The 25892-nt window shown below is 72.8% G+C and carries 26 protein-coding genes; 18 read left to right on the top strand and 8 right to left on the bottom strand.

The annotated features are described in order from the left end of the window. Positions 1-206: 206 nt before the first annotated feature. The 3 genes from ACZ5CW_RS25395 to ACZ5CW_RS25385 all read left to right on the top strand — a co-directional run bounded on the left by ACZ5CW_RS25395 (position 207) and on the right by ACZ5CW_RS25385 (position 3194). Entirely contained in the window at positions 207-1790 is a 1584-nt protein-coding gene (locus ACZ5CW_RS25395; protein WP_468605095.1) for a TROVE domain-containing protein, read from the top strand. 102 nt (positions 1791-1892) lie between these two features. After that, positions 1893-2531, top strand: coding sequence for a 2'-5' RNA ligase family protein (locus ACZ5CW_RS25390; protein ID WP_468605093.1), 639 nt, complete (start codon positions 1893-1895; stop codon positions 2529-2531). 84 nt (positions 2532-2615) lie between these two features. After that, positions 2616-3194 carry a TetR/AcrR family transcriptional regulator gene (locus ACZ5CW_RS25385; RefSeq protein ID WP_468605091.1) on the top strand — a complete coding sequence of 193 codons (579 nt, stop codon included), beginning with the start codon at positions 2616-2618 and terminating at the stop codon, positions 3192-3194. A gap of 52 nt (positions 3195-3246) precedes the next feature. Here the strand turns inward: ACZ5CW_RS25385 and ACZ5CW_RS25380 are convergent, their stop codons facing one another. The 7 genes from ACZ5CW_RS25380 to ACZ5CW_RS25350 all read right to left on the bottom strand — a co-directional run bounded on the left by ACZ5CW_RS25380 (position 3247) and on the right by ACZ5CW_RS25350 (position 10689). Continuing rightward, the gene (locus tag ACZ5CW_RS25380; RefSeq protein WP_468605089.1) at positions 3247-4446 is read right to left on the bottom strand and encodes a TerD family protein; all 1200 of its coding nucleotides are present in this window, start codon (positions 4444-4446) and stop codon (positions 3247-3249) included. A 72-nt stretch (positions 4447-4518) separates the two neighbouring features. Continuing rightward, on the bottom strand, positions 4519-5508 hold the full coding sequence (locus tag ACZ5CW_RS25375; protein WP_468605087.1) for a zinc-dependent alcohol dehydrogenase family protein: 990 nt from the start codon (positions 5506-5508) through the stop codon (positions 4519-4521). Then, positions 5505-6329, bottom strand: coding sequence for a carbohydrate ABC transporter permease (locus ACZ5CW_RS25370; RefSeq protein WP_468605086.1), 825 nt, complete (start codon positions 6327-6329; stop codon positions 5505-5507). Before ACZ5CW_RS25370 ends, ACZ5CW_RS25375 begins: the two co-directional genes overlap by 4 nt. Further along, a complete protein-coding gene (locus ACZ5CW_RS25365) occupies positions 6326-7264 on the bottom strand; it encodes a carbohydrate ABC transporter permease (RefSeq protein WP_468605085.1) in 939 nt (312 codons plus the stop codon). Before ACZ5CW_RS25365 ends, ACZ5CW_RS25370 begins: the two co-directional genes overlap by 4 nt. Then, on the bottom strand, positions 7261-8631 hold the full coding sequence (locus ACZ5CW_RS25360) for an ABC transporter substrate-binding protein (RefSeq protein ID WP_468605084.1): 1371 nt from the start codon (positions 8629-8631) through the stop codon (positions 7261-7263). Before ACZ5CW_RS25360 ends, ACZ5CW_RS25365 begins: the two co-directional genes overlap by 4 nt. Before the next feature lie 87 nt (positions 8632-8718). Continuing rightward, positions 8719-9489, bottom strand: coding sequence for a DeoR/GlpR family DNA-binding transcription regulator (locus tag ACZ5CW_RS25355; protein WP_468605082.1), 771 nt, complete (start codon positions 9487-9489; stop codon positions 8719-8721). A gap of 390 nt (positions 9490-9879) precedes the next feature. Beyond that, positions 9880-10689, bottom strand: a complete 810-nt coding sequence (locus ACZ5CW_RS25350) for an NAD-dependent epimerase/dehydratase family protein (protein WP_468605080.1) — start codon at positions 10687-10689, stop codon at positions 9880-9882. Between the two features lie 222 nt (positions 10690-10911). On the opposite strand from ACZ5CW_RS25350, the gene ACZ5CW_RS25345 reads away from it, so the two are divergent. Both ACZ5CW_RS25345 and ACZ5CW_RS25340 read left to right on the top strand, forming a co-directional pair. Next, positions 10912-11853, top strand: coding sequence for a 5-dehydro-4-deoxyglucarate dehydratase (locus ACZ5CW_RS25345; protein ID WP_468605078.1), 942 nt, complete (start codon positions 10912-10914; stop codon positions 11851-11853). Continuing rightward, positions 11850-13013 carry a hypothetical protein gene (locus ACZ5CW_RS25340; protein ID WP_468605076.1) on the top strand — a complete coding sequence of 388 codons (1164 nt, stop codon included), beginning with the start codon at positions 11850-11852 and terminating at the stop codon, positions 13011-13013. Before ACZ5CW_RS25345 ends, ACZ5CW_RS25340 begins: the two co-directional genes overlap by 4 nt. Here the strand turns inward: ACZ5CW_RS25340 and ACZ5CW_RS25335 are convergent. Next, on the bottom strand, positions 12950-14182 hold the full coding sequence (locus tag ACZ5CW_RS25335; protein ID WP_468605074.1) for an MFS transporter: 1233 nt from the start codon (positions 14180-14182) through the stop codon (positions 12950-12952). The genes ACZ5CW_RS25340 and ACZ5CW_RS25335 overlap by 64 nt on opposite strands. A gap of 163 nt (positions 14183-14345) precedes the next feature. On the opposite strand from ACZ5CW_RS25335, the gene ACZ5CW_RS25330 reads away from it, so the two are divergent. From ACZ5CW_RS25330 to ACZ5CW_RS25270, 13 genes are all read left to right on the top strand, one after another. Beyond that, a complete protein-coding gene (locus ACZ5CW_RS25330; RefSeq protein WP_468605072.1) occupies positions 14346-14792 on the top strand; it encodes a DUF6010 family protein in 447 nt (148 codons plus the stop codon). Between the two features lie 3 nt (positions 14793-14795). After that, positions 14796-15377, top strand: coding sequence for a TIGR03086 family metal-binding protein (locus ACZ5CW_RS25325; protein WP_468605070.1), 582 nt, complete (start codon positions 14796-14798; stop codon positions 15375-15377). 137 nt (positions 15378-15514) lie between these two features. Continuing rightward, positions 15515-15820 (top strand): antibiotic biosynthesis monooxygenase, encoded by a 306-nt coding sequence (locus tag ACZ5CW_RS25320; RefSeq protein WP_468605068.1) that lies wholly within the window; start codon positions 15515-15517, stop codon positions 15818-15820. 97 nt (positions 15821-15917) lie between these two features. Next, the gene (locus tag ACZ5CW_RS25315; protein WP_468605066.1) at positions 15918-16199 is read left to right on the top strand and encodes a hypothetical protein; all 282 of its coding nucleotides are present in this window, start codon (positions 15918-15920) and stop codon (positions 16197-16199) included. A 69-nt stretch (positions 16200-16268) separates the two neighbouring features. Further along, positions 16269-17030 (top strand): MBL fold metallo-hydrolase, encoded by a 762-nt coding sequence (locus ACZ5CW_RS25310; RefSeq protein WP_468605064.1) that lies wholly within the window; start codon positions 16269-16271, stop codon positions 17028-17030. A gap of 132 nt (positions 17031-17162) precedes the next feature. Beyond that, positions 17163-17828, top strand: a complete 666-nt coding sequence (locus ACZ5CW_RS25305; RefSeq protein WP_468605062.1) for a GntR family transcriptional regulator — start codon at positions 17163-17165, stop codon at positions 17826-17828. After that, positions 17825-18736: a dihydrodipicolinate synthase family protein gene (locus ACZ5CW_RS25300; RefSeq protein WP_468605060.1), complete on the top strand. Its 912-nt coding sequence runs from the start codon at positions 17825-17827 to the stop codon at positions 18734-18736. The genes ACZ5CW_RS25305 and ACZ5CW_RS25300 overlap by 4 nt, the downstream gene beginning before the upstream one ends. Then, positions 18733-20466 carry an L-arabinonate dehydratase gene (araD, locus tag ACZ5CW_RS25295; RefSeq protein ID WP_468605058.1) on the top strand — a complete coding sequence of 578 codons (1734 nt, stop codon included), beginning with the start codon at positions 18733-18735 and terminating at the stop codon, positions 20464-20466. The genes ACZ5CW_RS25300 and araD overlap by 4 nt, the downstream gene beginning before the upstream one ends. Positions 20467-20548: 82 nt before the next feature. Continuing rightward, positions 20549-21484 carry a carbohydrate ABC transporter permease gene (locus ACZ5CW_RS25290; RefSeq protein ID WP_468605056.1) on the top strand — a complete coding sequence of 312 codons (936 nt, stop codon included), beginning with the start codon at positions 20549-20551 and terminating at the stop codon, positions 21482-21484. Next, positions 21481-22365, top strand: coding sequence for a carbohydrate ABC transporter permease (locus ACZ5CW_RS25285; RefSeq protein ID WP_468605054.1), 885 nt, complete (start codon positions 21481-21483; stop codon positions 22363-22365). Before ACZ5CW_RS25290 ends, ACZ5CW_RS25285 begins: the two co-directional genes overlap by 4 nt. Beyond that, positions 22362-23525: a Gfo/Idh/MocA family protein gene (locus tag ACZ5CW_RS25280; protein ID WP_468605052.1), complete on the top strand. Its 1164-nt coding sequence runs from the start codon at positions 22362-22364 to the stop codon at positions 23523-23525. Before ACZ5CW_RS25285 ends, ACZ5CW_RS25280 begins: the two co-directional genes overlap by 4 nt. Continuing rightward, complete coding sequence (locus ACZ5CW_RS25275) at positions 23522-24373, top strand: DUF6807 domain-containing protein (RefSeq protein WP_468605050.1); 852 nt, start codon at positions 23522-23524, stop codon at positions 24371-24373. Before ACZ5CW_RS25280 ends, ACZ5CW_RS25275 begins: the two co-directional genes overlap by 4 nt. Further along, positions 24370-25878, top strand: coding sequence for a glycoside hydrolase family 43 protein (locus tag ACZ5CW_RS25270; RefSeq protein ID WP_468605048.1), 1509 nt, complete (start codon positions 24370-24372; stop codon positions 25876-25878). The genes ACZ5CW_RS25275 and ACZ5CW_RS25270 overlap by 4 nt, the downstream gene beginning before the upstream one ends. Positions 25879-25892: the final 14 nt, after the last annotated feature.

Genomic DNA, 25892 nt, shown 5'->3' with positions numbered 1-25892 from the left:
GTGGCACATGGTGGGTGTCCGGTGCGCAGGCAGCGGTTACTTCCTTCGATCGGACGGTTGCGGGTTCGAGTCCCGTCATCGACTTCGGGTCGGTGTAGCTCAATCGGAAGAGCATCCGGATAAGTCCGCCGCCGACTCCCGACCTCGGGCACCCTCCATTTGCCGCGCCTCCCTCCGAGACAAAGACGAATTCGGGGGAATTCATCATGGCGCGATTCAACACACGGGCCGCGAAGGCGCAGCCGAAGTCGGCGGTGACGTCGACCGGCCGGATCCTGCGGACCTACGAGGGCGGACGGGGCCAGGAGCGCGATCCGCGCTCGGAGCTGTTCCTGCTCGCCGTGTCCCACCTCGTCTCGCAGAACACCTTCTACGAGAAGGGCGCCGACCGCGACGACCGGTTCACCCGGCTCGTACGCGATCTCGCGGTGACCGACCCGGGTTGGACGGCCGGACTGCTCCGCTGGCTGCGCGGCGAGGGCAACATGCGGACGGCGTCGATCGTGGGCGCCGCCGAGTACGTCCACGCGCGACTGGCGGCCGGCGCGACCGACGGCCCGTCGAACCGGCAGGTCGTGGCCTCCGTGCTGCAGCGCCCGGACGAGCCCGGCGAGCTGCTGGCGTACTGGACGTCGACGTACGGCCGCGCCGTGCCCAAGCCCGTCAAGCGCGGTGTCGCCGACGCCGTACGACGGCTCTACCACGCCACCTCGCTGCTCAAGTACGACACCGCGTCCAGGGGTTACCGCTTCGGCGACATCCTCAACCTGGTGCACGCGGCGCCGGACCCGGACAAGCCGTGGCAGGGCGAGCTGTTCCGGTACGCCCTCGACCGGCGGCACCACCCGGACACCGCCGTGCCGCCCGACTCGCTCCCGGTGCTCACCGCGCACCGCGAGCTGATGGCCCTGCCCGTCGCCGAGCGGCGGGCGGTCGTCACCTCGCCCGGCGGCGCCGAGCGGCTGACCGCGGCCGGGATCACCTGGGAGGCGCTGGCCGGCTGGCTGCAGGGCCCGATGGACAAAGCGGCCTGGGAGGCCGTGATCCCGTCCATGGGCGCGATGGCGCTGGTCCGCAACCTGCGCAACTTCGACGAGGCCGGGGTGTCCGACGAGGTGGCGGCCCAGGTCGCCGCGCGCATCAGCGACCCGGAGCAGGTGGTGCGCTCGCGGCAGTTCCCGTTCCGCTACCTGGCGGCCCACCAGCACGCGCCGTCGCTGCGCTGGTCCTACCCGCTGGAGCGGGCGCTCGGCCACTCGCTGGCCAACGTGCCCGCACTGCCGGGCCGGACGCTGGTGCTGGTCGACCGGTCGGGCTCGATGTTCTGGTCGCAGGTGTCGGAGCGGTCGCAGCTCAACCGGGCCGACGCCGCTGCGATCTTCGGCACGGCCCTCGCGCTGCGGGCGGCCGACGCCGATCTCGTGCAGTTCGGCTCGACCAGCGAGCGGGTGAGGTTCCGCACCGGCGAGTCGGTGCTGAGGATCCTGGAGCGCTTCGGCGACCTGGGCGGTACCGACACCACCGCGGCGGTGCGCCGGCACTACAAGAAGCACGACCGGGTGCTGATCGTCACCGACGAGCAGTACGCGCCCGACCGGCACGGCGACCCGACCTCCCAGGTCCCGGACCGGATCCCGGTCTACACCTGGAACCTGGAGGGCTACCGGGCGGGCCACGGCCCCTCGGGCACGGGCAACCGGCACACCTTCGGAGGCCTCTCCGACGCGGCCTTCCGCATGGTGCCGCTGCTCGAAGCCGCCCGGGACGCCCGCTGGCCATGGCAGTCCTGACCACGGCCGTCCCTGAGCGTGGCCCGCACTTCTACGGGGGGTGCGGGCCACACCCCTGCCCGTCCCGGGGCGGCCGGCGGCGGGCGGGGCCATGATGGCGGTGTGCCCCGCCCCTCGACGCCCGGCCCGGCCGCGGTTCCCGGCCGCATCGAGTCGGCCCCTACACCCCGGACCGCCCTGGCATGGCTTCCGCCGGCCGGACTGTGGCCCGCCATCCAGCGCATCCGCGCCGAGCACGACCCGCAGATCCGCCGCTGGCCGCCCCATGTGAACCTGCTCTTCGGCTTCGTACCGGAGGACGACTTCACGGCGGCGCTCCCACTGCTGGCCGCCGCGGCCGCCGGGTGCGATCCCTTCGACATCCGGCTCGGCCCAGTCCGCGCCTTCCGCCACCGGTCCTACGCCACCGTGTGGCTCGACCCCGCGGCGGACGGCGTCGCACCCTGGACGGAGCTGCGGCGCGCGCTGGCGGAGCCCTTCCCGTACTGCACGGACCGCTTCCCGCGCTTCACACCGCACCTCTCGCTCGGGCGCACCCGCGCCCCGCGCGTCCTCACGGCCGAATGCGCCGCCCGGCTCGGTGTGCTGCATGCGCGCGTGGCCGAGGTCGTGCTGCTCTCCCGCCGCGGGGACGGCCCCATGCGGACGCGCGCCACGATCGACCTGGGCACCGGCGCGGTACGCCGGCACCTCGGACCGGACCCGGCCGACGGCGGGTACGAGCCACCGCGGCGGCACTGACCGGGCGGAACGGGACGGTGACCGTCCTTGGCCGGTGCTCGGTAAGGTGCGAGGAGGGTCTCCGCAGTGCGAAGGAGTATCTGGATGACGCAGGTCAGGCCCATGCGCGCGGACGCCCGGCGCAACTACGAGCGGTTGCTCGAGGTGGCGGCGGAGGCCTTCGCCGCACATGGGGAGAACGCGTCGCTGGACGACATCGCCAAGCGTGCCGGCGTCGGCCCCGGCACGCTCTACCGGCACTTTCCGACCCGGCAGGATCTGCTGGAGGCCGCCTACGTGGACCGGATCGAGGCCATGGCGGCCCGGGCCGACGCGTTCGCCGCGGAACTGCCGCCCGGCGAGGCGCTGGTGGAGTGGCTCCACGAGGTGTGCGTCGGGACGATCCAGGTGCGTGGCATGAAGGCGCTGATGGGGTCGGCCGTCACGGACGGCAGCTCCGTCGCCGGCACGGCCTGCGGCACCTGTATGCAGGACGCGGCACGGCGGTTGGTGGAGGCGGCGCAGCGGGAGGGCAGTCTGCGCGGGGACGTCGAGCCGATCGAGGTCCTGCGGCTGGCGCACGGCGTGGCGTCGGCGTCGGAGCTGGCGAACGGGCAGGGCGAGCAGATCCGCCGCTATCTGTCGCTGCTGACCGAGGGACTGCGGCCGGGCCGGGAGGGCTGAGAGCGGGGCGCCCCCTGACGGACGGGGGCGCCGATGCTGTCGTCCGAAGCCCCTAGAGGGCCCGCGCCCCCGGATCCACCATGTTGCGGACCGTGCGCGCCTTCACGAAGTCGCCCATGGCCGTCATGTCCCACTCGCCGGAGAACTGGCGGATGAGCTTGGCCATCATCACGCCGGTCTGCGGCTCGGCGCCGGTGAGGTCGAAGCGGACGAGTTCCTCGCCGGTCGCCGGGTCGACGAGGCGGCAGTACGCCTTGGCGACCTCCGTGAACTTCTGGCCGGAGAAGGAGTTCACCGTGAAGACCAGGCCGGTGACCTCCTGGGGGATGCGGCCGAGGTCGACCACGATGACCTCGTCGTCGCCTCCGCCCTCTCCGGTGAGGTTGTCGCCGGAGTGCTTGATCGCGCCGTTCAGGATCGTCAGCTTGCCGAAGTAGCAGCTGTCGATGTGGTTGCGCTGCGGGCCGTAGGCGATGACCGAGGCGTCCAGGTCGATGTCCTTGCCGCGGAAGGCGGGCTCCCAGCCGAGGCCCATCTGCACCCGGGAGAGCAGCGGGCGGCCGCCCTTGACCAGGGACACGGTCTGGTTCTTCTGCAGGCTGACCCGGCCCTTGTCCAGGTTGACCTTCCCGGCACCCGGCACGGGCGGAGCGGGCGGCGCCGGGGGAGCGGAGGGCATGGGCGGAGCCGCCGGGGTGGACAGCGGCGGGGCCGGCGGGGCGGCCGGCTGCTGCGGCGGGGCCGCGGGGGCGGCGGCCGGTTCCTCCACCGTCACCCCGAAGTCCGTCGCGATACCGGCCAGCCCGTTGGCGTACCCCTGGCCGACGGCGCGGGCCTTCCACTGGCCGCCCCGGCGGTAGATCTCCACGACGACCAGCGCGGTCTCGGTGCCGAGCTGCGGCGGCGTGAACGTGGCCAGCGCCGGGCCGCCGTCCGCGTCCCGGATCGTGGCCGTCGGCTCGATGCCCTGGAAGGTCTGGCCGGCGGCGTCCGGGCTGGCCGTGACCACGATCTTGTCGATGTCCGACGGCACGGCGGCGGTGTCGATCGTGATCGCGTCGGGGGCCGTACCGCCGCCGGAGCGGTAGCTCACGCCGGGTCCGGCAGGCTGGTTGTAGAAGATGAAGTCGTCGTCCGAGCGCACCTTGCCGTCGGCGGTGAGCAGCAGGCCCGACACGTCGAGCCGCACCGGGGCGGCGACGTCCACCGTCACGCGCGCGGTCGAGAGAGGGATGTTCGAGCCAGGGGTCATAGCTGTCATGGCTGGTGAACGAACGACACCGCTTTACCGTTCCCTTACCTGTTCCCCTGCCTGCCGAACGGGTCACGGCACCACGACGATCTTCCGTCCCACGCCCGCCGCGAACTGCTCCAGCGCCTGCGGGTAGCGCTCCAGCGGGATCCGGTCGCTGATGAACACCTCCGGGTCCAGCACCCCGCCCGCGAACAGTTCGGCCGCCCGCTCGAAGCTGTGCAGCACCGCCATGGACCCGGTGACGGTGATCTCCTGGTTGTAGATGCGGTAGGGGTCGATGGTCACGCGAGTCGCGTAGTCGGCCACCCCGAACTGCAGGAACGTGCCCGCCTTCGCCACCCGGTCCAGGCCGTCCTGGATCGCCGCCGCGTTGCCGGTCGCGTCCACGACCACGTCCCAGCCCTGTGGGCGGTCCAGCTCGTCCGCGCCCGCCGCCGCGCCCGAGACGCCGAGCCGGCGGGCCGTCTCCAGGCGGGCCGGGTTCAGGTCGACGACGTCGACGCTCGCCGCGCCGGTCCGCTTGGCCAGCTCCAGCATCATCAGGCCCATGGTTCCGGAGCCGTAGATCAGCACGTGGGCGCCGAGTCGGGAGCGCAGGACGTCGTAGCCGCGCACCGCGCAGGACAGTGGTTCCACCAGGGCCGCGTCCTCGGTGCGCACGTGCTCGGGCAGCTTCACGCAGTTGGCGACCGGGGCGAGCGCGTACCGCGCGGCGCCGCCCGCCGTCGTCACGCCGATCGCCGCCCACCGCTCGCACAGGTTGTTGTGGCCGGTGCGGCAGTACCGGCACTCGTAGCAGTAGAGGGAGGGGTCCACGGCCACCCGGTCGCCGACCGCGATCTCGGTGACCTGGGTGCCGACGCCGACGACCTCGCCCGCGAACTCGTGTCCGGGCACGATCGGCAGCTTGGGCGCGAACTCGCCCTGGAGGATGTGCAGGTCGGTGCCGCACAGGCCGCACGCGGCGACCTCGACGACGACCTCGCGGGGCCCTGGCGTCGGGTCGGGGACCTCGGTGACGACGGCGCGGCCCACGGACTCGATGACGGCGGCCTTCATTTCACGGCTCCCAACGACAGGCCCTGGACCAGTTTGTCCTGGGCGGCGAACCCCGCGGCGAGCACCGGCAGGGAGATGACGAGCGACGCGGCGCACACCTTGGCCAGGAACAGGCCCTGGCTGGTGATGAAGCCGGTCAGGAAGACGGGGGCGGTCTCGGCGACCACGCCCGTCAGGACCCGGGCGAACAGCAGCTCGTTCCAGCTGAAGATGAAGCAGATCAGGGCGGTGGCGGCGATGCCGGGCAGGGCGATGGGGGCCACCACGCGCACGAGGATCACCGGCAGCCGGGCGCCGTCCACCCGCGCCGCCTCGATGACGGCGACCGGGACCTCGGCGAGGAAGGACTGCATCATCCACACCGCGATCGGCAGGTTCATGGAGGTGTAGAGGATGACCAGGAGCCAGATGTTGTCCAGCATCCCGGCATTCTTGGCGAAGAGGTAGATCGGCAGCAGGCCCGCCACGGCCGGCAGCATCTTCGTGGACAGGAAGAAGAACAGCACGTCCGTCCACTTGCGCACCGGCCGGATCGACAGCGCGTAGGCCGCCGGGAGGGCCAGCAGGAGCACGCAGAGCGTCGAGGCCACCGACGCCACCGTGGAGTTGACCAGCGCGGGCCAGGGACTCGGCCCACCGCCGCTGCCGAAGAACTCGCGGTAGCCGTCGAGGGTCAGCGACGCGGCGAAGGAGGGCGGGTTGGTCGCCGCGTCGGATTCCGAGTGGAACGACGTCAGCGCCATCCACGCGACGGGCAGGAAGAACACGATCCCGGTCAGCCAGGCCAGCAGGCCCAGCCCGCCTCGTCGAACCACACTCATGCGCGGGACACCTCCTCGCGGAACAGGGACGACACCACGCGCAGGGCGAAGGTCGCGATGACGATGGAGCCGATGACCACCAGGACGCCCGCGGCGGAGGCGAGCCCGTTCTCGTGGGCCTGGTAGAAGCTCTGGTAGACGGTGTAGGGGAGGTTGGCGGTGCCGAGGCCGCCGGAGGTGAGGGTGAAGACCGCGTCGAAGTTCTGGACGATGTAGATCGAGCCCAGCAGGGCGCCCAGTTCCAGGTAGCGGCGCAGATGGGGCAGGGTCAGATGGCGGAAGATCTGCCAGCCGCTCGCGCCGTCGACGCGGGCGGCCTCGATCTGCTGCTGGTCCCGGCTCTGCAGTCCGGCCAGCAGGATCAGCATCATGAACGGGGTCCACTGCCACACCAGGGAGGCCTCGACCGCGAGCAGCGGGGTCCTCGAGATCCAGTCCGGCTGTGGGCCGCCCACGTAGTGCAACAGCCCGTTGAGCAGACCGTATTCGGGGTTGTAGAGCACGTGCTTCCAGAGCAGGGCCGCGGCCACCGGCACCACCAGGAAGGGCGCGATGAGCAGGGTGCGGACGATGCCCCGGCCGCGGAACCGCCGGTCCAGCAGCAGCGCCAGGACGAGTCCCAGCACCAGGCTGGCCAGCACCACCGCCGCCGTGAGGAGCACGGTCGTCCACACCGAGTGGCGCAGGTCGGTGTCGGTGAGCACCTGGCGGTAGTTGTCGAGGCCGGTGAAGCGGCGGGCCTTGGGGTAGAGGGCGTTCCAGTCGAAGAAGGAGATCACCAGCGTGGCCACGAAGGGCAGCTGGGTGACCACGATCATGAAGACGAGGGCCGGCAGCAGCGGGGCGCGGGTGGCCCAGGCGCGCAGCCGGGCCGAGGGCTGCCGTGTCGTGCGCGCGGGGGTGGCCGTGAGCGGGGCCGTGGTCGTCGCTGTCATCGTCCCTCGTACTCCTCGGAGATCTTCTCGGCCAGCTGCTGGGACTTCTTCAGGGCCGAGCCGGTGGACTGGCGTCCGGCGATGGCCGCGCTGATCTCCTGGGAGACCTTGGTGCCGAGGTCGGTGAACTCGGGGATGCCGACGAACTGGATGCCGGGGGCGGGGCGCGGCTGCACGCCGGGGTCGTTCGGCCGGGCGCCCTCGATCGCCTCCCTGGTCATGTCCTGGAAGGCGGCGGCCTCCTTGCGGTAGGCGGCGTTGGTGTACGTCGAGGCGCGCTTGCCCGCCGGGACGTTCGACCAGCCGCTGGTGTCGCCGACCAGCTGCTCGTAGCCCTTGCCCGACGCCCAGGAGACGAACTTCCAGGCCTTGTCCGGGTTGTGTGAGGCCTTCTGGATGCCCCAGGCCCAGGTGTACAGCCAGCCGGAGGACTCCGTCCGCTCCACCGGGGCGGGGGCGTAGCCGAGCCTCCCCTTGACCGGGGACTTCGCCGCCTCCAGCAGTCCGGCCGCGGAGGTGGCGTCGTACCACATGGCGACCTTGCCCTGGGTCATGTTGTTCAGGCACTCGGCGAAGCCGGACTGCGCGGCGCCGGACTCGCCGTGCTCACGGACGAGGTCGACATAGAACTTCGTCGCCTTTTCGAAGGCCGGGGAGTCGAGGCGGGCGTTCCAGTCCTTGTCGAACCAGGTGCCGCCGAAGGTGTTCACGACCGTCGTCAGTGGTGCCATCAGCTCGCCCCAGCCGGGCAGCCCGCGCAGACAGATGCCCTTCATGCCGGGACGGGCGCCGTCCGCCTTCGCGGCGAGGTCGGCGACCTGCTGCCAGGTGGGGTGGGCGGGCATCTTCAGGCCCTTCGCCGCGAAGACGTCCTTGCGGTACATCAGGAAGGACGACTCGCCGTAGAAGGGCTGCCCGTAGAGCCTGCCGTCGTCGCCGGTGAGGGACTGGCGCATGGGTGTGAGCACGTCCCGCTCGTCGTACGACGGGTCCTTCGCGAGGTACGCGTTCATCTCGTGCAGCCAGCCGTTGCGGGCGTAGATCGGTATCTCGTAGTTGGACAGGGTGGCCACGTCGTACTGGCCGGCCTGGTTGGCGAAGTCCTGGCTGATCTTGTCGCGGACGTCGTTCTCGGGCAGGACCGTGAAGTTGACCTTGATGCCGGTCTCCTTCGTGAAGTGCGCCGCGGTCAGCTTCTGCAGCTCGGTCATCTGGGGGTTGTTGACCATCAGGACGTTGATGGAGTCGCCGCCGGAACCGGTCCCGCCCGCACCGGCCCAGCAGCCGGAGAGCAGCGGGGCGAGCAGCGTCCCTGCGGCGGCCATGGCGAGCGTGGCTCGCGGCCTCCGTCGGCTCGGGGTGCGCATGGATCGCTCCTGGAGGTATGAGGACATAAGGGGCGCCCAGGGGTGTGGAACGCGTAGGGAACGCCCCCAAAGGGGTGAGGTGGAAGTTCAGACCCGGATGACCTGCGGGCCCAGCAGGGAGTAGCGGTGGGCCTCGGCGGCCGGGAGCAGGGTGCTCGTCACGATCGTCGCCAGCGCGCCGACCTCGGCGAACCGGCAGAAGCCGGCCGCTCCGAACTTGGTGTGCACGCCCGCGAACACGGTCCGCCGCGCGGCCCGGATCGCCTGCGCCTTGACCTCGCCGACCGCCGGATCGGGCGTGGTCAGGCCGTGCTCGCGGGAGATGCCGTTGGCCCCGATGTAGGCGAGGTCGACGACGAAGCCGGCCAGCATCTTCGTCGTCCAGTGGTCGACGGTGGCCAGCGTGCCCGGGCGGACCCGGCCGCCGAGCAGCAGCACCGAGATGTGCTCGGTCTCCGCGAGGGCGCCGGCGACCGGCAGGGACGCGGTGACCACGGTCAGCGGCCGGTCCCGTGGCAGCGCCTCGGCGATGAGCTGAGGGGTGAAGCCCTCGTCGACGAAGACGGTCTCGGCGTCGCCGAGCAGCTCGGCCGCGGCGGCGGCGATCCTGCGTTTCTCGGGCACGTGGCTGGTGGCGCGGAAGGCGAGGGTCGTCTCGAAGCCGGCGCTCTCCACCGGACAGGCGCCGCCGTGGGTGCGGCGGACCAGGCCGTGGTCCTCCAGGGCGCGCAGATCGCGCCGGATGGTCTCCTTGGCCACCCCCAGCTCGGCGGCGAGCGCGGTGACGTCCACCGAGCCGGTGGCGCGCGCGACCCGCACGATCTCGCGCTGGCGTTCTTCCGCCGTCCTTGTGCTCATGCCGTCACCCACTTCCCCGAGGAGCTGCCCGTTCGGGCCGATGAGGGAAGTTCTACAGCGGGTGCGCGGCGCTGACCAGGCTTGTTGCGGACCCGATACTGCCCGGGTGTGCCCGTTCGCCGCGCGGTGTGCCCGCCGCGGACCTGCGGGGCCGTGCGCCACGGGGTGGGATCGGGCGCCGTGGATGCCCGAATGCGGCGGGGGGGGGGGGGGGGGGGGGGGGGGGGGGGGGGGGGGGGGGGGGGGGGGGGGGGAGGGGGGGGGCCCCCCCCCCCCCCCCCCCCCCCCCCCCCCCCCGCCGTGAGCGATCGTTTTCCGCCGCCGGGACGTCCGCGGGGAGAGGAGGTCCGCCCGGACAGGAGGCCCGCCCGGAGGGGAGGTCCGCGAAGGTCAGTAGGGCCAGATCGGCGGGTCGCTGACGAAGTGCCCGCCCAGGTGACTCTGGGCCGGGTCCCGCGGGTCCAGCTCGCCCTGCTCGGCGATCAGCTTCTCGGCGTACGGCTCGGAGTCGTCCCGCGGCTCGTAGCCGAGCGCCCGCGCGGTCGTGAGGTCCCACCACAGGCGCGTGTTGGCGGAGGAGCCGTAGACCACGGTGTGGCCGACGTCCGCGGCGGTCAGGGCCGCGTGGAAGAGACGGGCGCCGTCGTCCGGGCTCATCCACACCGAGAGCATGCGCACGCTGGTCGGCTCCGGGAAGCAGGAGCCGATGCGCACCGAGACCGTCTCCAGGCCGTGCTTGTCCCAGTAGAGCTGGGCCAGGTCCTCGCCGAAGGACTTCGACAGGCCGTAGAAGGTGTCCGGGCGGCGCGGGGTGTCGACGGGGATGAGCGGATCGCCCGCGCCCGGGGCCGGGGTGAAACCGACGGCGTGGTTGGAGGAGGCGAAGACGATCCGCGGCACGCCTTCGAGGCGGGCGGCCTCGTACAGGTTGTAGGTGCCCTCGATGTTCGATGCCAGGATCTTCTCGAACGGCGCTTCCAGGGAGATGCCCGCGAGGTGGAGGATCGCGTCCACGCCCCGTACCGCCTCGCGCAGCGCCTCCTTGTCGGTCAGGTCCGCGGTGATCGCGTCGGGTTCGCCGTCGACGGGGCGCACGTCGAACAGGCGCAGCGTGTAGCCGTACTCCGGCAGCAGGGACCGCATCAGGGTGCCGAGCCCGCCGGCGGCGCCGGTGAGCAGAACGGTGCGGGGAGCGGGCATCCTCGGTCTCCTTGGCGTCAGCGGCCGTATGTATGGATGAAATTCACATGCATGGACACGCTAGAAAGTGGCGACACGCCTCGTCAAGTGTGCCGTGACACGGGGAAATCGGCCGGTCTCTTGCCCGTTCATGCGCTTGACCCGCTCCGATACGGGCCCGTAGCGTGAGATCGTTCAGAGATATAGACGACGATCAGAAGCATGCACCGATTGGGAGCGCTCGTGACGCCTGCCCCTCTCGCCGCCCGGCTCCACGATCCGAGCGGGCCGCTCTTCTTCCCCGTCACGGCCTACGGCCCCGACGGCTCACTCGACCTCGACGTCTACCGCACCCATGTGCGCCGGGGCGTCGCGGCCGGTGCCGCCGCCGTGTTCGCCTGCTGTGGCACCGGGGAGTTCCACGCGCTCCTGCCCGAGGAGTTCGAGGCCTGCGTCCGGGTGGCCGTGGAGGCGGCCGAGGGCCGCGTCCCGGTCGTCGCGGGCGCCGGCTACGGCACCGCGCTCGCCGTCCGCTACGCGCGTCTCGCCGAGGGCGCGGGCGCCGACGGCCTCCTCGCCATGCCGCCCTACCTGGTGCTCGCCGGCCAGGAGGGGCTGCTGCGGCACTACCGGGAGGTCGCCGCGGGCACCGCCCTGCCGGTCGTCGTCTACCAGCGCGACAACGCGGTCTTCACCCCGCGGACCGTGGTCGAACTCGCCCGCACCGACGGTGTCATCGGCCTCAAGGACGGGCTCGGCGACCTCGACCTCATGCAGCGGATCGTCAGCGCCGTCCGTACCGAGGTCCCCGGCGACTTCCTGTACTTCAACGGCCTGCCCACCGCCGAGCAGACCCAGCCGGCCTACCGCGCCCTCGGCATCACCCTGTACTCCTCGGCCGTGTTCTGCTTCGCCCCGGAGATCGCCCTCGCCTTCCACCGCGCCCTGGCCGCGGACGACCAGGACACCGTGCGCCGCCTCCTGGACGGCTTCTACCGCCCGTTCGTCGAACTGCGCGCCCAGGGCCGGGGCTACGCCGTCTCCCTCGTCAAGGCGGGCGTACGGCTGCGCGGCCTGGACGTCGGCGAGGTCCGGCCCCCGCTGCACGAGCCGGGCGAGGACCATGTCAAACAGCTCGCCCAACTGATCGAGCGCGGGTACGCGCTGCTGGAGGAGGACGCGTGAAGGCGTCGGCGTTCGTCTATCCGTGGGACGTCAACGGGGACCCCGAGGCCCCCGCGCGCATCGCCGGGCTCGGTGTCGAGCAGGTGACCCTCGCCGCCGCCTACCACTCCACCCGGGCCCTGACCCCCCGGCACCCCGTCCACCGCATCGTCACCGCCGAGTACGCGGCCGTCCTCTATCCGCCGGGCGACCGCTGGGCGGGCCGCGGCCTGCGCCCGTACCCCGCCGGCCGCTGGGCCCCCGGCGACGCCTACGGCGAGGCCGCCGAGGCCCTCGCCGGGGCCGGTCTGGAGGTGCACACCTGGGTCGTCCTCGCCCACAACTCCCGTCTCGGCGCCGAGCATCCGGACACCTCGGTGGTCAACGCCTACGGGGACCGCTACCCGTGGGCGCCCTGCATCGCCCAGCCCGCCACGCGCGCGTACCTGGTCGACCTGGCCGCCGAGGCCGCCGTACGTCCCGGTGCGCGCGGCACCGAGCTGGAGTCCCTCGGCTGGTACGGGCTCCAGCACCTGCACGCCCACGACAAGACCTCCGGAGTGGGTCTCGGCGACGCCGGGCAGTACCTGATGTCGCTGTGCTTCTGCCCGTCCTGCCGCGCGGGCTACGAAGGACAGGGCCTGGACGCCGACGAGCTGGCGGCGGCCGTGCGCACCGCCCTGGAGCCGCTGTGGCGGGGCGCGGCGGACGACGAGGGCTGGCCCACGGCCGGGAAGCTGCTCGGCGAGGACACGGCGGCCGCCACGCGCGCGTGGCGTGAGAACACCGCCCGCACCCTCCAGGAGGAGGCCGTCGCCGCCGTACGCGCCGCAGCGCCCGACGGCTTCCAGGTCCTGCTGCACGCCGACCCGGTCTCCTATCACTGCGGCGCCAACGTGGGTGCCGACCCCGCCCACATCCTGTCCGTGGCCGACGGCGTCGTGGTGCCCTGCACGGGCGGTACGGGACTGCTGGCGCCCTTCGCCGACCGGGCACGGGAGCGGACCGTGCTGGCCGCCAACCTCACCGTCGTCACCGGGATGGGCGGCAGCCCCGGCACCCTCGCCGCGGACGCGGCACGCGCGCGGGCCGACGGGGCCACCGAACTGCGGCTGTATCACGCCGGGTTGGCGTCGGACGGGGACCTCGCGGCGGTACGGGCGGCGCTGTCCGCGCGCTGAGCCAGCGGGACCGCGGTCAGCAGCAGCGCGAGGCCGTAGAGCGGCAACAGCAGTCCGGGGCCGGCCAGTTCGACCAGGCCGGCCCCGAGGGCGAGTCCCAGCACGTTGGGGGTGAAGACCAGCGTGTTGGCGGTGGCCGTCGCACGGCCGAGCAGCGGGCCGGGGGTCTCGCGCTGCACCGCGGTGAACGCGGCGATCAGCACGCAGGGCAGGCCCACGCCGCCGGCCGCCCCGGCCGCCAGGACCACCGGGTCCGACGGCACGGCCCGCGCGGCCACCGCCACCGCCGTCAGCGCGATCCCCGCCGCCGCGAACCGGCGCGCGCCCAGCCGGCGCAGCGCGGGTCCCGAGACGAGCCCGACCGCCACCGAACCGGCGCCCTGGAAGGCGTACAGCACGCCCGTGTAGGCGGGGGAGTGACCGAGACGGTCGACGACGGCGTACAGCGTGGTGCTGCCGAGCGCGGTCAGCAGCATGGTCGTCCCGCCCGCCCGGACCAGCGGGCGCAGCCCGGGGTGGCCCCACAGGTGCCGGACGCCCTCCACGGTCTGCTTCCGCCAGCCGTCACCGGACCGGGCGGGCCGCTCCTCGCGCACCCGCAGCAGGGCGCACAGCCCGGCGGCGAGGGCGAAGGTGACGGCGTCCAGGCAGGCCACGGCCGGACCGCCAAAGAGCGCGTAGAGGCCCGCCCCGGTCAGCGGGGCGACGAGCTTCATGCCCTCCGTGACGGTCATCCGCAGGCCGTTGAAATCACCGAGGAGATCCGGGGCGACGGCGGCGGCGACCAGGGCCGACTCGGCGGCGTCGTGGACGACGCCGGCGGCGCCGTACAGGAACAGGACGGTGAACAGCAGCCACAGGCGGCCGGGGGAGTCCACGACGAAGAGCGTGAGGAGCAGGACCGCCATGCCCAGGTTCAGTGTGATGAGCAGGGGCCTGCGCCGGAGGCGGTCGGCGAGCGTGCCCAGCGCCGGGCCCGCCGGAGTGGGCGCCCACATGGCGAGCATGCACAGGGCGGCCAGGCCGTCGGACCCCGTGAGGTCCTTGACCCACACACCCGACGCCAGCCACAGCGAGGAGGTGCCGAAGGCGGACACCACCAGGCCGACGAGGTACAGCCCCGCATTGCGGTCCCGCAGGACGCGGACCACGGTCCAGGAAGTCGTCATGCCTGGTCATCGTCGGCCTAAGGAGGGGGCCCCGGGATCGGCAAGGTGCCCTAGACCCGGGCGGGGCGCGGCCTCCCCGGGTGCGGCGCGGCGGCGACAATCCGTCGGAACCTGGCACCGACGCCCCTGGGACGCACCCGTCCGCGCTCCTACCGTCGAGCGCATGCGCTGTCTCGCCCCCCTCCTCATCGGACTCCTCTACGTCGTCCTCATGTCCCTCGTCCCGGAACCCCGCCGGCGCCGCCTCAACGCGGTCATGGTCGCCGGGGCGGGCGCCGCCTACCTGAGCGGCGGCGGCCTCGGCGGCTGGGAGTTCGCGTTCACCGCGGTGGTCACCTACGTCGCCTACCGGGGCCTGGAGTCCTGGACGTTCGTCGGCATCGGCTGGCTGCTGCACACCGCGTGGGACGTCGTGCACCACCTCAAGGGCCACCCGATCATCCCGTTCGCCCACGACTCCTCGTTCGGCTGCGCGCTGTGCGATCCGGTGATCGCGGTGTGGTGCCTGGGCGGCGGGCGTGCGCCGTGGGAGTGGCTGCGCGGCACCGATGATTTCCGGGTGTCCGGCCGGTCAACCCTTCGTACGGGCGGCACGACCCCGAAGGAGTAGGACATGACCATGGTGGACCTCGGCCCGCAGGCCCGGATCGTGGCGCGGCTCGCCGGGTCCGTGCCCGACGAGCGGCTCACGGCCCCCACGCCGTGCCCGGACTGCGCGGTGCGGAACCTGCTGGGCCACATCCTGATGCTCTCCGTGGCCTTCCGTGACGCGGCCCGCAAGGACCTCGGCGCGACGACCGACACCAGCCCGAACGCCGCCGTCCCGGACATCGGGCCCGGCTGGCGCGAGGAGCTGCCCGAGGTGCTGGAGGAGCTGGCGGACGCCTGGCGTGACCCGGCCGCCTGGACCGGCGACACACGGGCCGGCGGGGTGGACCTGCCGGGCGCGGTCGCGGGCGCCGTCGTCGCCGACGAACTGGTGATCCACGGCTGGGACCTGGCCCGTGCCACCGGCCAGGACTACGCCCCCGACCCGGCCGCCCTCCGGTCGGCCCACGGCTTCCTCCTCGCCGCCGCCGACGACCCGGACCGCGGCGGCGGCCTGTTCGGCCCGGTCGTCCCGGTCCCGGAGGGCGCGCCGCTGCTGGAGCGGGCGGTGGGGCTCAGCGGCCGGGACCCGGGGTGGCGGCCGTAGGGCTGCCGGCCGCCGGTCCGGGCGGGGCGTGCGGCCGGAGCCGGCCGGCACCCGCCGGGCGGCGGAAGCGGCGCATCGGACCTACGGTGACCAGAGAGAGGGGGGCAGGCCGAACGGGTACCACGGAGGGAACCGCGATGCAGGAGCACTACACGTGGGTGACGACGCGCCGCCTTCAGCCGGGCACGCTGGAGGAGTTCGAGAGGGCCTGGCGCCCGGAGCCCGCACCGCAGGGCCTGCGCCGCGCCTACGCGTACTGGTCCGAGGACGGACAGGAGGTCACCGGGGTGTCGTTCTGGGACTCCCAGGAGGCATGCGACGCATGGCGGACCTCCGAGTCGGAGGCGCAGCGGCGGGCGGCCATGGCCCCGTACGTCGTGGAGGAACACGAAGGGTTCTACCGCGGCCGTGAACTCACCCTCCCGAGCGCCGGCCGCGAGTGAACGCGGACGCTCCACGGCGCCCCGGACGTCGTGGCACCGTCGCCCGGCCGCCGGCACCGACCAGCGGACCAGCGGTGAAGGCGCCTACGGTGGAGTCATGAGCGAGATCGTCGTCGTGTACGAACTCGACCAGGAAGCGGCCACCCGCACCGGCCCGGACGGCCCGCCCGACACGGTACGGCCGCCCCACCGGGTGCACGCGGCGCCCGCCGCCCCCGGCAGGCCCGACGCCGCCGGCCCGCGGACCCTCTGCGGCAAGGACACCTTCGCCATGGAGAAGGCCCGGTGGACGCCCACGGAGGACCCTCGGGCGCCGTGGTACCCCGCCGAGCACGCGTCCGTGGTGTGCCCCGACTGCGATGCCGTGATGGAGACCTGACCCGGCCGCCGCCGGGCAGCCCCGGCCGCCGGCGGGCAGCGGCGAGCCGGGCGTCGTACCCTCCTGCCTATGCCGCTCACCCTCACCGTCCTCGGCACCGCCTCGCCGCACCCGGGCCCCGGCCGGCCCTGCTCGGGATATCTGGTCTCCGGCGGCGGTGCCGAGGTGTGGGTGGACGCCGGGCCCGGTTCGTTCGCCGCATTGCAGCAGCACACGGATCCCGCGCGGCTCACGGCGATCTGGATCTCGCACCTGCACGCCGACCACAGCGCCGACCTGCTCGCCGCCGCCTATGCCTTCGCCTTCGGCGGGATGACCCCGCACGCCCCGATCCCCGTGTACGCGCCCCGCGACTGCGCCCGCCGCCTGGCCGGCTTCCTCGGCCGCGCGGACGTCGACTTCCTCAAGGGCGTCCTCGACTTCCGGGGCCTGTACGACGGCCACGACGTCCGGCACTGGAACCTGAGGCTGACCGCCCGCGCCGTCGCGCACGACACCGAGGCGTACGGACTGCGCGCCGAGAGCCAGGGCAGCGTGCTGGCGTACTCGGGGGACAGCGGACCCTGCCCCGCGCTGACCGAACTCGCCTCCCGTGCCGACCTCTTCCTGTGCGAGGCGGACATCGACGAGCATCGCGACGGCGAACACCTCCCCCAGGTGCATCTGACGCCCGAGGACGCCGGCCGTATCGCCCGGGACGCGCGGGTGCGCGAGCTGCTCGTCACCCATGTGGGCCCCACACTCGGCCGTGCGGCGGCCACCGAACGGGCCGCCGCGGTCTCCGGCCGGCCCACGTACACCGCCGTCGAGGGTGACGTGCGCACCGTCTGAGCCGCCCCGACCCGGCAACCCGAACTTCCTTTGTCAGAAGCATTGACGAAACCCGGGCCCCCTCCTACCTTCAACGCGTCGTACTTCGTACGTCATATATGAGACGCGATATGTGAGATCCGAGAGGGCCGCATGACCTCTGTGCCCACCCCGATCCCGTCCCGTACGCAGTACGTGCTGGACGCGATCAAACACCGCATCCTGACGGGGCAGCTGACGCCCGGCCAGGCCCTGGTCGAGACGGAGCTGGCCGCGCAGTTCGGGGTGTCCAAGACCCCGGTGCGGGAGGCGCTCAAGACGCTCGCCGGGACCGGCCTGGTCGTGATGAACCAGTACAAGGGCGTCACGGTGCGCATGGTGGACGCGGACATGGCGCGCGAGGTCTACGACGTGCGGCTGCTGCTGGAACCGGAGGCGCTGCGCCGGGCGGTGCGGCGCGGAGCGTCCCTCGACGCCGCCCGCGACGCGCTGACCCGCGCCGACGACGCCACCGACACCGCCGAACGGTCGCTCGCCAACCGGGAGTTCCACCGCGCCCTGTACCTGCCCTGCGGCAACCCGCTGCTCGGCCGGATGCTGGACGAGGTCCGCGACCAGGCCGCCCTCGTCTCCGCCGTCGCCTGGGCGGCCGACCCCTCCTGGGAGCGGGAGGCCGCCGAGCACCGGCAGATCCTCCGGCTCGCGCTCGGCGGTGACGCGGACGGCGCCGCGAGCGCCCTGCACGCCCACATCGCCTCCTTCGTGCGGCGCGCTTTCCCCTCGGACACCGAGCCCCACCCAGAGGAAGGTCAGGAATGAGCAGCGTGACGTTCGAGACCCAGCGGGCGGCCCTGGCCGACGTGGTGGCCATCCCGGTGACCCCCTTCGCCGAGGACGGCTCCGTCGACACCGGCACCCACCGGGCCCTGCTGCGTCGCCTGCTCGACGGCGGGATCGGCACCCTCACCCCCAACGGCAACACCGGCGAGTTCTACGCCCTCACCCCCGAAGAGCGCCGTCTGGTCACCGAGTCGACCGTCGAGGAGGCGGGCGACCGCGCGGTGATCCTCGTCGGCGTCGGGCACGACGTGCCCACCGCGATCGCCTCCGCCCGGCACGCCCGCGACCTCGGCGCCCAGATGGTCATGGTCCACCAGCCCGTCCACCCGTACGTCTCCGCCGCCGGCTGGGTCGACTACCACCGCGCCATCGCCGAGGCCGTCCCCGAGCTGGGCGTGGTGCCGTACATCCGCAACGCCCAGCTGCCCGGCGCCCGCCTCGCCGAACTCGCCGACCACTGCCCGAACGTCATCGGCGTGAAGTACGCCGTCCCGGACGCCGCACGGTTCGCGGGCTTCGCGCGGGACGCGGGCCTCGACCGCTTCGTCTGGGTCGCGGGTCTCGCCGAGCCCTACGCCCCCTCCTACTTCTCCGCCGGCGCCACCGGCTTCACCTCGGGGCTCGTGAACGTCGCCCCGGCCGTTTCGCTGAACATGATCGAAGCGCTTCGATCCGGCGATTTCCCGGCCGCCATGAAGGTCTGGGAGCAGATCCGCCGCTTCGAGGAACTGCGCGCCGCCCACGGCTCCGCCAACAACGTCACCGTCGTCAAGGAGGCCCTCGCCGCACTGGGCCTGTGCCGCAGGGACGTCCGCCCGCCGAGCAAGCCGCTGCCCGAGGACGAGCGCGCCGAGGTCGCCGCCATCGCCGCCGGATGGTCGATATGAACGCGCCCCGCAAGAACCCGGAGGACCTCCGCAGCCACCGGTGGTACGGCACCGACGGCCTGCGCTCCTTCAGCCACCGCGCCCGCACCCGCCAGCTCGGCTACCTGCCCGAGGAACACCTCGGCAAGCCGGTCATCGCCGTCCTCAACACCTGGTCCGACATCAACCCCTGCCACGTCCACCTGCGCGACCGCGCCCAGGCCGTCAAGCGCGGGGTGTGGCAGGCGGGCGGCTTCCCGCTGGAGTTCCCGGTCTCCACCCTCAGCGAGACCTTCCAGAAGCCGACCCCGATGCTCTACCGCAACATGCTCGCGATGGAGACCGAGGAACTGCTGCGGTCGTACCCCGTCGACGGCGCCGTGCTGATGGGCGGCTGCGACAAGTCCACGCCCGCCCTGCTCATGGGCGCCGCCTCCGTGGACCTGCCCGCCGTCTTCGTGCCGGCCGGCCCCATGCTCCCGGGCCACTGGCGCAACGAGGTCCTCGGCTCCGGCACCGACATGTGGAAGTACTGGGACGACAAGCGGGCCGGCCTGATCGGCGACTGCGAGATGGCCGAGCTGGAGAGCGGTCTGGCCCGCTCTCCCGGCCACTGCATGACCATGGGTACGGCGTCCACGCTCACGGCCGCCGCCGAGGCGCTCGGCATGACCGTGCCCGGCGCGTCCAGCATCCCGGCGGTGGACTCCGGACACGACCGGATGGCCGCCAGGGCGGGCCTGACGATCGTCGACCTGGTCCACCGGGACCGGAAGCCGAGCGAGATCCTCACCCGCGAGGCCTTCGAGGACGCGGTCACCACCGTGCTCGGTCTCGGTGGCTCCACCAACGCCGTGATCCACCTGATCGCCATGGCGGGCCGGGCAGGGGTGAAGCTCACCCTGGACGACTTCGACCGCATCGCCCGCACGGTCCCGGTCCTCGCCGACGTCCGCCCCGGCGGACAGCGCCACCTCATGGAGGACTTCCACTTCGCGGGCGGCCTGCCCGGCTTCCTCTCCCGCATCCCCGACCTGCTCCACCTCGACCGGCCGACGGTGTCGCACGACACCCTGCGCGAGCAACTGCGCGGCGCGCGGGTGCACGACGACGACGTCATCCGCACCCGCGACAACCCGGTCGCGAGCGAGGGCGGGGTCGCCGTCCTGCGCGGCAACCTCTGCCCGGACGGCGCCGTCATCAAGCACATCGCCGCCGAGCCCCGTCTGCTCGCGCACACCGGCCCGGCCGTCGTCTTCGACGACTACCGGACCATGCAGCGGACCATCAACGACCCCGCCCTCGGCATCACCGCCGACAGTGTGCTGGTGCTCCGCAACGCCGGCCCCAAGGGCGGCCCCGGCATGCCCGAGTACGGCATGCTCCCGATCCCCGACCACCTGCTCAAGCAGGGCGTGCGGGACATGGTGCGGATCTCCGACGCCCGGATGAGCGGCACGAGTTACGGCGCCTGTGTGCTGCACGTCGCGCCCGAGTCGTACATCGGCGGACCGCTCGCCCTCGTACGGACCGGGGACCTGATCACCCTGGACGTCGAGGCCCGCACCCTCCGGCTCCACGTGGACGACGAGGAGCTCCAGCGGCGCAGGGCACGGTGGACGCCGCCGCCCGCCCGGTACGAGCGCGGCTACGGCGCGCTCTACAACGAGCAGATCACCCAGGCCGACACGGGCTGCGACTTCGAGTTCCTCGCGAGGCCGGGCAAGGTGCAGGACCCCTACGCGGGCTGACCCGCGAAGCAGCATCACCAGGCACACCCCTGTACAGGGAGAAAGCGCTTCCCGCACGACGTACCGAGAACGGAGAACAGTCATGGCCCAAGCCGCAGCCGTGGCGAAACCGCCCGCGCCACCCCGGCGGCGCCGTGCCTTTGCGACCCCGCGCAGGCTGCCGTACCTGCTGATCGCCCCGGCGGCCCTGCTGATGCTGGGCTTCATCGCCTACCCGGTGCTCAGCGTCTTCTACTACAGCCTGCAGAACTACAACCCCACCAAGCCGTGGCGGAACGGATTCGCGGGATTCGACAACTTCACACAGGCCTTCGCGCACGACCCCCAGTTCTGGGACACGCTGACCTTCAGCGCCAAGTGGGTCGTGGTCGAGGTGGGGCTCCAGCTGCTGTTCGGCCTGGCGCTGGCGCTCATCGTCAACCAGACCTTCGTGGGGCGGGCGCTCGGACGCGCCCTCGTCTTCTCCCCGTGGGCCGTCTCCGGCGTGCTGACCTCCGCGATCTGGGTGCTGCTCTACAACTCCCAGACGGGCATCACCCGTTACCTCGCCGACGCGGGAATGGGCTCCTACGGCACCAGCTGGCTGTCGGACACCTCGACGGTCTTCCCGGCGGCCGTGGTCGCCGACCTCTGGCGGGGCGTCCCCTTCTTCGCGATCCTCATCCTCGCCGACCTCCAGTCCGTCTCCAAGGACCTCTACGAGGCGGCCGAGGTCGACGGAGCCGGCCGCCTCAAGCAGTTCTGGCACATCACCCTGCCCCATCTGAAGGACGCGATCGTCCTGTCCACGCTGCTGCGCGCGGTGTGGGAGTTCAACAACGTCGACCTGCTCTACACCCTCACGGGCGGCGGACCGGCCGGCGAGACCACGACGCTCCCGCTCTACATCGCCAACACCAGCGTCGACGCCCACAACTTCGGCTACGCCTCCGCCCTGACCACGGTGGCGTTCGTGATCCTGCTCTTCTGCTCGATCGTCTATCTGCGGCTGAGCAAGTTCGGAGGTGAGACCAAGTGATCACCGAGATCGCTCCCGCGCCCGCGCGTGTGGCGTCCGAGCCCGCCCGACCGGGGAAGAAGGGACGCGCCTGGGACGAGGTCCCGCGCTGGCAGATCTACCTCCCCCTGGGGATCTACCTCCTGTTCACCCTGATCCCCTTCTACTGGATCCTGCTCTTCGCCCTCCGCCCGGCCGGCTCCACCTCGCTCGTGCCGTGGCCGATGACCTTCGACCACTTCGAGAAGGTGTGGACCGAGCGCAGCTTCGGCACCTACTTCGCCAACAGCGTCTACGTCGGCCTCGCCACCCTGTTGCTGACCACGCTCGTCGCCCTGGCCGGCGGCTACGCGCTCGCCCGCTTCGACTTCCGGGTCAAGCGCGGCTTCATGCTGGCCCTGCTGTGCTCCCAGTTCGTGCCGGGCGCGCTGCTGCTGGTGCCGCTCTTCCAGATCTTCGCCAAGCTGTCGATGATCAACTCCCTCGGCAGCGTGATCCTCGCCGAGACGGTCTTCCAGCTGCCGCTGTCGATGATCCTGATCAGCGGGTTCATCCGGAACGTGCCCTACTCCCTGGAGGAGGCCGCCTGGGTGGACGGCTGCGGCCGGCTCACCGCCTTCCGGATCGTCGTCCTGCCGCTGCTGCGGCCCGGTCTGATCGCCGTCGGCTCCTTCGCCTTCGTGCACGCCTGGAACCACTTCCTGTTCGCCCTGATGTTCCTCTCCGACCAGAGCAAGCAGACCATCCCGGTCGGCCTCAACACCCTGATGAGCGCGGACAGCGTCGACCTCGGGGCCCTGGCGGCGGGCGGCATCGTCGCGGCCGTACCGGTGGTGATCGTCTTCGCCTTCATCCAGAAGTGGCTGATCACCGGATTCAGCGCGGGGGCGGTGAAGGGATGAGCACGAACGGGGAAGGGACGGCCGTACCCGTCGTCCTGGCGGGCGCGCGCGGACACGGTCGCTGGCACCTCGACAACATCCGCCGGCTCCAGGCCCGCGGACTCGTCCGGCTCGCCGGGATCTGCGAGCTGACCCCACTGACCGCCCAGGAGATCCCGGACGGCCTCGGCACGCCCGAGCAGTCCGCCGACTTCGGAGCGCTGCTCGACCGCACGGGCGCCCGGCTCGCCGTGATCTGCACGCCGATCCCCACCCACACCGACCTCACCCTCACCGCCGCCGGGCGGGGCGTGCACGTCCTGCTGGAGAAGCCGCCCGCGCCGTCCTACGCCGAGTTCCGGCGCATGGCCGACGGGGTGGCGAAGGCCGGGGTGGTCTGCCAGGTCGGCTTCCAGTCGCTCGGCTCCCACGCCGTGCCGGCCATCCGGCGGCTGGTCGCCGAGGGCGCGATCGGCGAACTCCTCGGCGTCGGCGGAGCCGGCGCCTGGGCCCGCCCCGAGGCCTACTACCGGCGGGCGCCCTGGGCGGGCCGGCGACGCCTGAACGGCGTCGACGTGGTCGACGGGGTCCTCACCAACCCCCTCGCGCACGCCGTCGCCACCGCTCTCGCCCTGCTCGGCACGGCCCGCGCCGAGGACGTCACCGGCATCGAGACCGAGCTGCTGCGCGCCAACGGCATCGAGTCCGACGACACCTCCTGCGTCCGGGTCGGCACCCCGCGCGGCCCGGTCACGGTCGCCGCCACCCTGTGCGCCGAGGAGCCGGGGGAGCCGTACGTCGTGCTGCACGGCGAGAGCGGGCGGATCACGTTCTGGTACAAGCAGGACCGGGTGCTGCTCCAGCGGGCCGGGCACGGCCCGCAGGAGACCGAGTACGGCCGCACCGACCTGCTCGAGAACCTGGTCGAGCACGTGGAGAACGGCGCACCGCTCCTGGTCCCGCCGGAGGAGACCGGCGCCTTCATGAAGGTCGTCGAGGCCGTCCGGACCTCCCCCGACCCGATCCCGCTGCCGGAGCGCGCCCGGCGGCTGCTGCCCGCCGAACAGCGCTGGGTGGTGCCCGGCATCGACGGCCTGGTCGCGGCCGCCGCCGACACCCTCGCCCTCTACTCCGAACTGGACCCGGCCTGGGCCCCGACGAAGGAGGTGAGCAGCCGATGACGTCCCACGACAGTCTGGTCCTGCGGGTGGCCGGCCGCCCGGTCGGCCGGTACCTGACGCGGCCCGAGCTGCCCGTCCGTCTCTCCCCGCGCCCGTATCTGCACCCCGTCACCACCCTGGCCGGCACGGCTGTCACCGAGGTGAGCCCCACCGACCACGCCCACCACCTCGGCGTCGGTGTCGCCGTCCCCGACGTCGGGGGGCACAACTTCTGGGGCGGACGCACCTTCGTCGCGGGCCGGGGCCCGACCGAGCTGGACGACCACGGCACCCAGCGGCACACCTCCTTCCAGCTCCGGGACCCCGACGGCTTCGTGGAGGAGCTGCGCTGGATCGCCGCCGGGGCCGAGCTGCTGCGCGAGCGCCGTACGGTCGCGGCCACCGAACTGACCGGCACCGCCTGGGCGCTGGACTTCACGTTCTCCCTGACGAACGTCTCCGCCGGCCCGCTGTCCCTGGGCAGCCCCGCCACCAACGGGCGTCCCGGCGCGGCCTACGGCGGCTTCTTCTGGCGGGCCCCCAAGCAGGACGCGGTGCCGGACGTCTACACCGCCGACCGCGAGGGCGAGGCCGAGGTGCACGGCCGCCGCGCCGACTGGCTGGCGCTCGCCGGGGGCGGGGGAGGCTGGACGCTGGTGTTCACCGGGGCCACCGAGGAGACCCGGCGCGATCCGTGGTTCGTGCGGGCCGCCGAGTATCCCGGGGTCGGGTCGTCGCTGGCGTCCGCGGAACGCCTGCCGGTCGAGCCCGGCGGGACCGTCGTGCGCCGGGTGGTCACCGTGGTCGCCGACGGGCGCCTGGACCGGGGCGAGGCGGCGGTGCTGGCCCGCAGGGCGGTGAGCCGGTGAGCGGCGAGACGTACGCGAACCCGATCCTGAACGCCGACTGGTCCGACCCGGACGTGGTCCGCGTCGGCGACGACTTCTACCTCACCGCCTCCAGCTTCGGCCGCGTCCCCGGTCTGCCGCTGCTGCACTCGCGCGACCTCGTCGGTTGGACCCTCGTCGGTCACGCGCTCGAACGCCTGGAACCCGAGGAGGAGTTCAGCGCACCCCGGCACGACCGCGGGGTCTGGGCGCCGTCCATCCGGCACCACGACGACCGGTTCTGGATCTTCTGGGGCGACCCCGACCAGGGCATCTTCCAGATCAACGCCCCCGGGATCCGCGGCCCCTGGACCCGCCCGCACCTCCTCAAGGCGGGCAAGGGCCTGATCGACCCGTGTCCGCTGTGGGACGACGAGACCGGCGACGCCTACCTCGTGCACGCCTGGGCCAAGTCCCGTTCCGGGGTCAAGAACCGCCTCACCGGCCACCGGATGCACCCCGACGCCACCTCCCTGCTGGACGGGGGCGAGGTGATCGTCGACGGCGACCGCATCCCCGGCTGGTTCACGCTGGAAGGGCCCAAGCTCTACCGGCACGACGGCTGGTTCTGGATCCTCGCGCCCGCCGGGGGAGTGGAGACCGGCTGGCAGGGCGCGTTCCGCTCGCGTGGCTTCTTCGGGCCGTACGAGGAACGGATCGTCCTGGAGCAGAAGGACACCGAGGTCAACGGGCCGCACCAGGGCGGCTGGGTGCGCACGGCGGCCGGCGAGGACTGGTTCCTGCACTTCCAGCAGCGCGGCGCCTACGGCAGGGTCGTCCACCTCCAGCCGATGGGCTGGGGGGACGACGGCTGGCCCGTCCTCGGGGCCGAGGGCGCCCCCGTCGCCGTACACCGGCGGCCCGGCCTGCCGCCGCAGCCGCCCGCCGCTCCCGCCACCGACGACGACTTCCCCGGCGGCCGCCCCGGCCGCCAGTGGCAGTGGACCGCCAACCCGGGCGACGGCTGGGCCACCCAGCACTCCGGGGACGGACTGCGGCTGACCTGCCTGCGCTCGGCCGACGCCGACGACCCGAGGAAACTCTCGCACGTCCTCACCCAGCGGCTGCCCGGCCTGCCCTGCACGGTCGAGGTCGGGCTGCGGCTTCACGGCACCGAGCCGGGGGCGCGGGCAGGGCTCGTGGTGCTCGGGGACGCCTTCGGCTGGATCGGCCTCGAGTGCGCGGCCGACGGGACGGTCCACCTCGTGCACCGGTTCGCGGAGGCGGTGGCCGAGCACGAGCGGGACGCGGGTACGTCCTGTCCCGCGCCCGAGGGGCGGGCCCGGCTGCGGATCGAGGTGGGAGCCGGCGCACGCTGCCGGTTCTCGTACGACGTCGGGGACGGCCTGCGCACCTCCGGGCCGGTCTTCGCGGCCACCCCCTGGCGCTGGGTCGGCGCCCTGCTCGGTCTGTTCGCCGTCGCGCCCGAAGGACCGGGGCAGGCCGGGGCGGCGACCTTCACCCAGTTCCGGATCACGCCCCGGTAGTACCCCTCCATGTC

The organism is Streptomyces sp. NPDC031379, assembly GCF_055569615.1.
The sequence above is the reverse complement of the archived record's forward strand: the minus strand, read 5'-3'. Positions and strand labels throughout refer to the sequence as shown.

Bases quoted from the DNA above. Each gene is read 5' to 3' on its own strand.
- ACZ5CW_RS25320 (WP_468605068.1), top strand. From the start codon at position 15,515: ATGCAGGAGCACTACACGTGGGTGACGACGCGCCGCCTTCAGCCGGGC.
- ACZ5CW_RS25360 (WP_468605084.1), bottom strand. From the start codon at position 8,631: ATGCGCACCCCGAGCCGACGGAGGCCGCGAGCCACGCTCGCCATGGCC.
- ACZ5CW_RS25305 (WP_468605062.1), top strand. From the start codon at position 17,163: ATGACCTCTGTGCCCACCCCGATCCCGTCCCGTACGCAGTACGTGCTG.
- araD (WP_468605058.1), top strand. From the start codon at position 18,733: ATGAACGCGCCCCGCAAGAACCCGGAGGACCTCCGCAGCCACCGGTGG.
- ACZ5CW_RS25330 (WP_468605072.1), top strand. From the start codon at position 14,346: ATGCGCTGTCTCGCCCCCCTCCTCATCGGACTCCTCTACGTCGTCCTC.
- ACZ5CW_RS25280 (WP_468605052.1), top strand. From the start codon at position 22,362: ATGAGCACGAACGGGGAAGGGACGGCCGTACCCGTCGTCCTGGCGGGC.
- ACZ5CW_RS25275 (WP_468605050.1), top strand. From the start codon at position 23,522: ATGACGTCCCACGACAGTCTGGTCCTGCGGGTGGCCGGCCGCCCGGTC.
- ACZ5CW_RS25370 (WP_468605086.1), bottom strand. From the start codon at position 6,329: ATGAGTGTGGTTCGACGAGGCGGGCTGGGCCTGCTGGCCTGGCTGACC.
- ACZ5CW_RS25395 (WP_468605095.1), top strand. From the start codon at position 207: ATGGCGCGATTCAACACACGGGCCGCGAAGGCGCAGCCGAAGTCGGCG.
- ACZ5CW_RS25355 (WP_468605082.1), bottom strand. From the start codon at position 9,489: ATGAGCACAAGGACGGCGGAAGAACGCCAGCGCGAGATCGTGCGGGTC.
- ACZ5CW_RS25350 (WP_468605080.1), bottom strand. From the start codon at position 10,689: ATGCCCGCTCCCCGCACCGTTCTGCTCACCGGCGCCGCCGGCGGGCTC.
- ACZ5CW_RS25300 (WP_468605060.1), top strand. From the start codon at position 17,825: ATGAGCAGCGTGACGTTCGAGACCCAGCGGGCGGCCCTGGCCGACGTG.
- ACZ5CW_RS25290 (WP_468605056.1), top strand. From the start codon at position 20,549: ATGGCCCAAGCCGCAGCCGTGGCGAAACCGCCCGCGCCACCCCGGCGG.
- ACZ5CW_RS25375 (WP_468605087.1), bottom strand. From the start codon at position 5,508: ATGAAGGCCGCCGTCATCGAGTCCGTGGGCCGCGCCGTCGTCACCGAG.
- ACZ5CW_RS25335 (WP_468605074.1), bottom strand. From the start codon at position 14,182: ATGACGACTTCCTGGACCGTGGTCCGCGTCCTGCGGGACCGCAATGCG.
- ACZ5CW_RS25325 (WP_468605070.1), top strand. From the start codon at position 14,796: ATGACCATGGTGGACCTCGGCCCGCAGGCCCGGATCGTGGCGCGGCTC.
- ACZ5CW_RS25365 (WP_468605085.1), bottom strand. From the start codon at position 7,264: ATGACAGCGACGACCACGGCCCCGCTCACGGCCACCCCCGCGCGCACG.
- ACZ5CW_RS25385 (WP_468605091.1), top strand. From the start codon at position 2,616: ATGACGCAGGTCAGGCCCATGCGCGCGGACGCCCGGCGCAACTACGAG.
- ACZ5CW_RS25310 (WP_468605064.1), top strand. From the start codon at position 16,269: ATGCCGCTCACCCTCACCGTCCTCGGCACCGCCTCGCCGCACCCGGGC.
- ACZ5CW_RS25380 (WP_468605089.1), bottom strand. From the start codon at position 4,446: ATGACCCCTGGCTCGAACATCCCTCTCTCGACCGCGCGCGTGACGGTG.
- ACZ5CW_RS25315 (WP_468605066.1), top strand. From the start codon at position 15,918: ATGAGCGAGATCGTCGTCGTGTACGAACTCGACCAGGAAGCGGCCACC.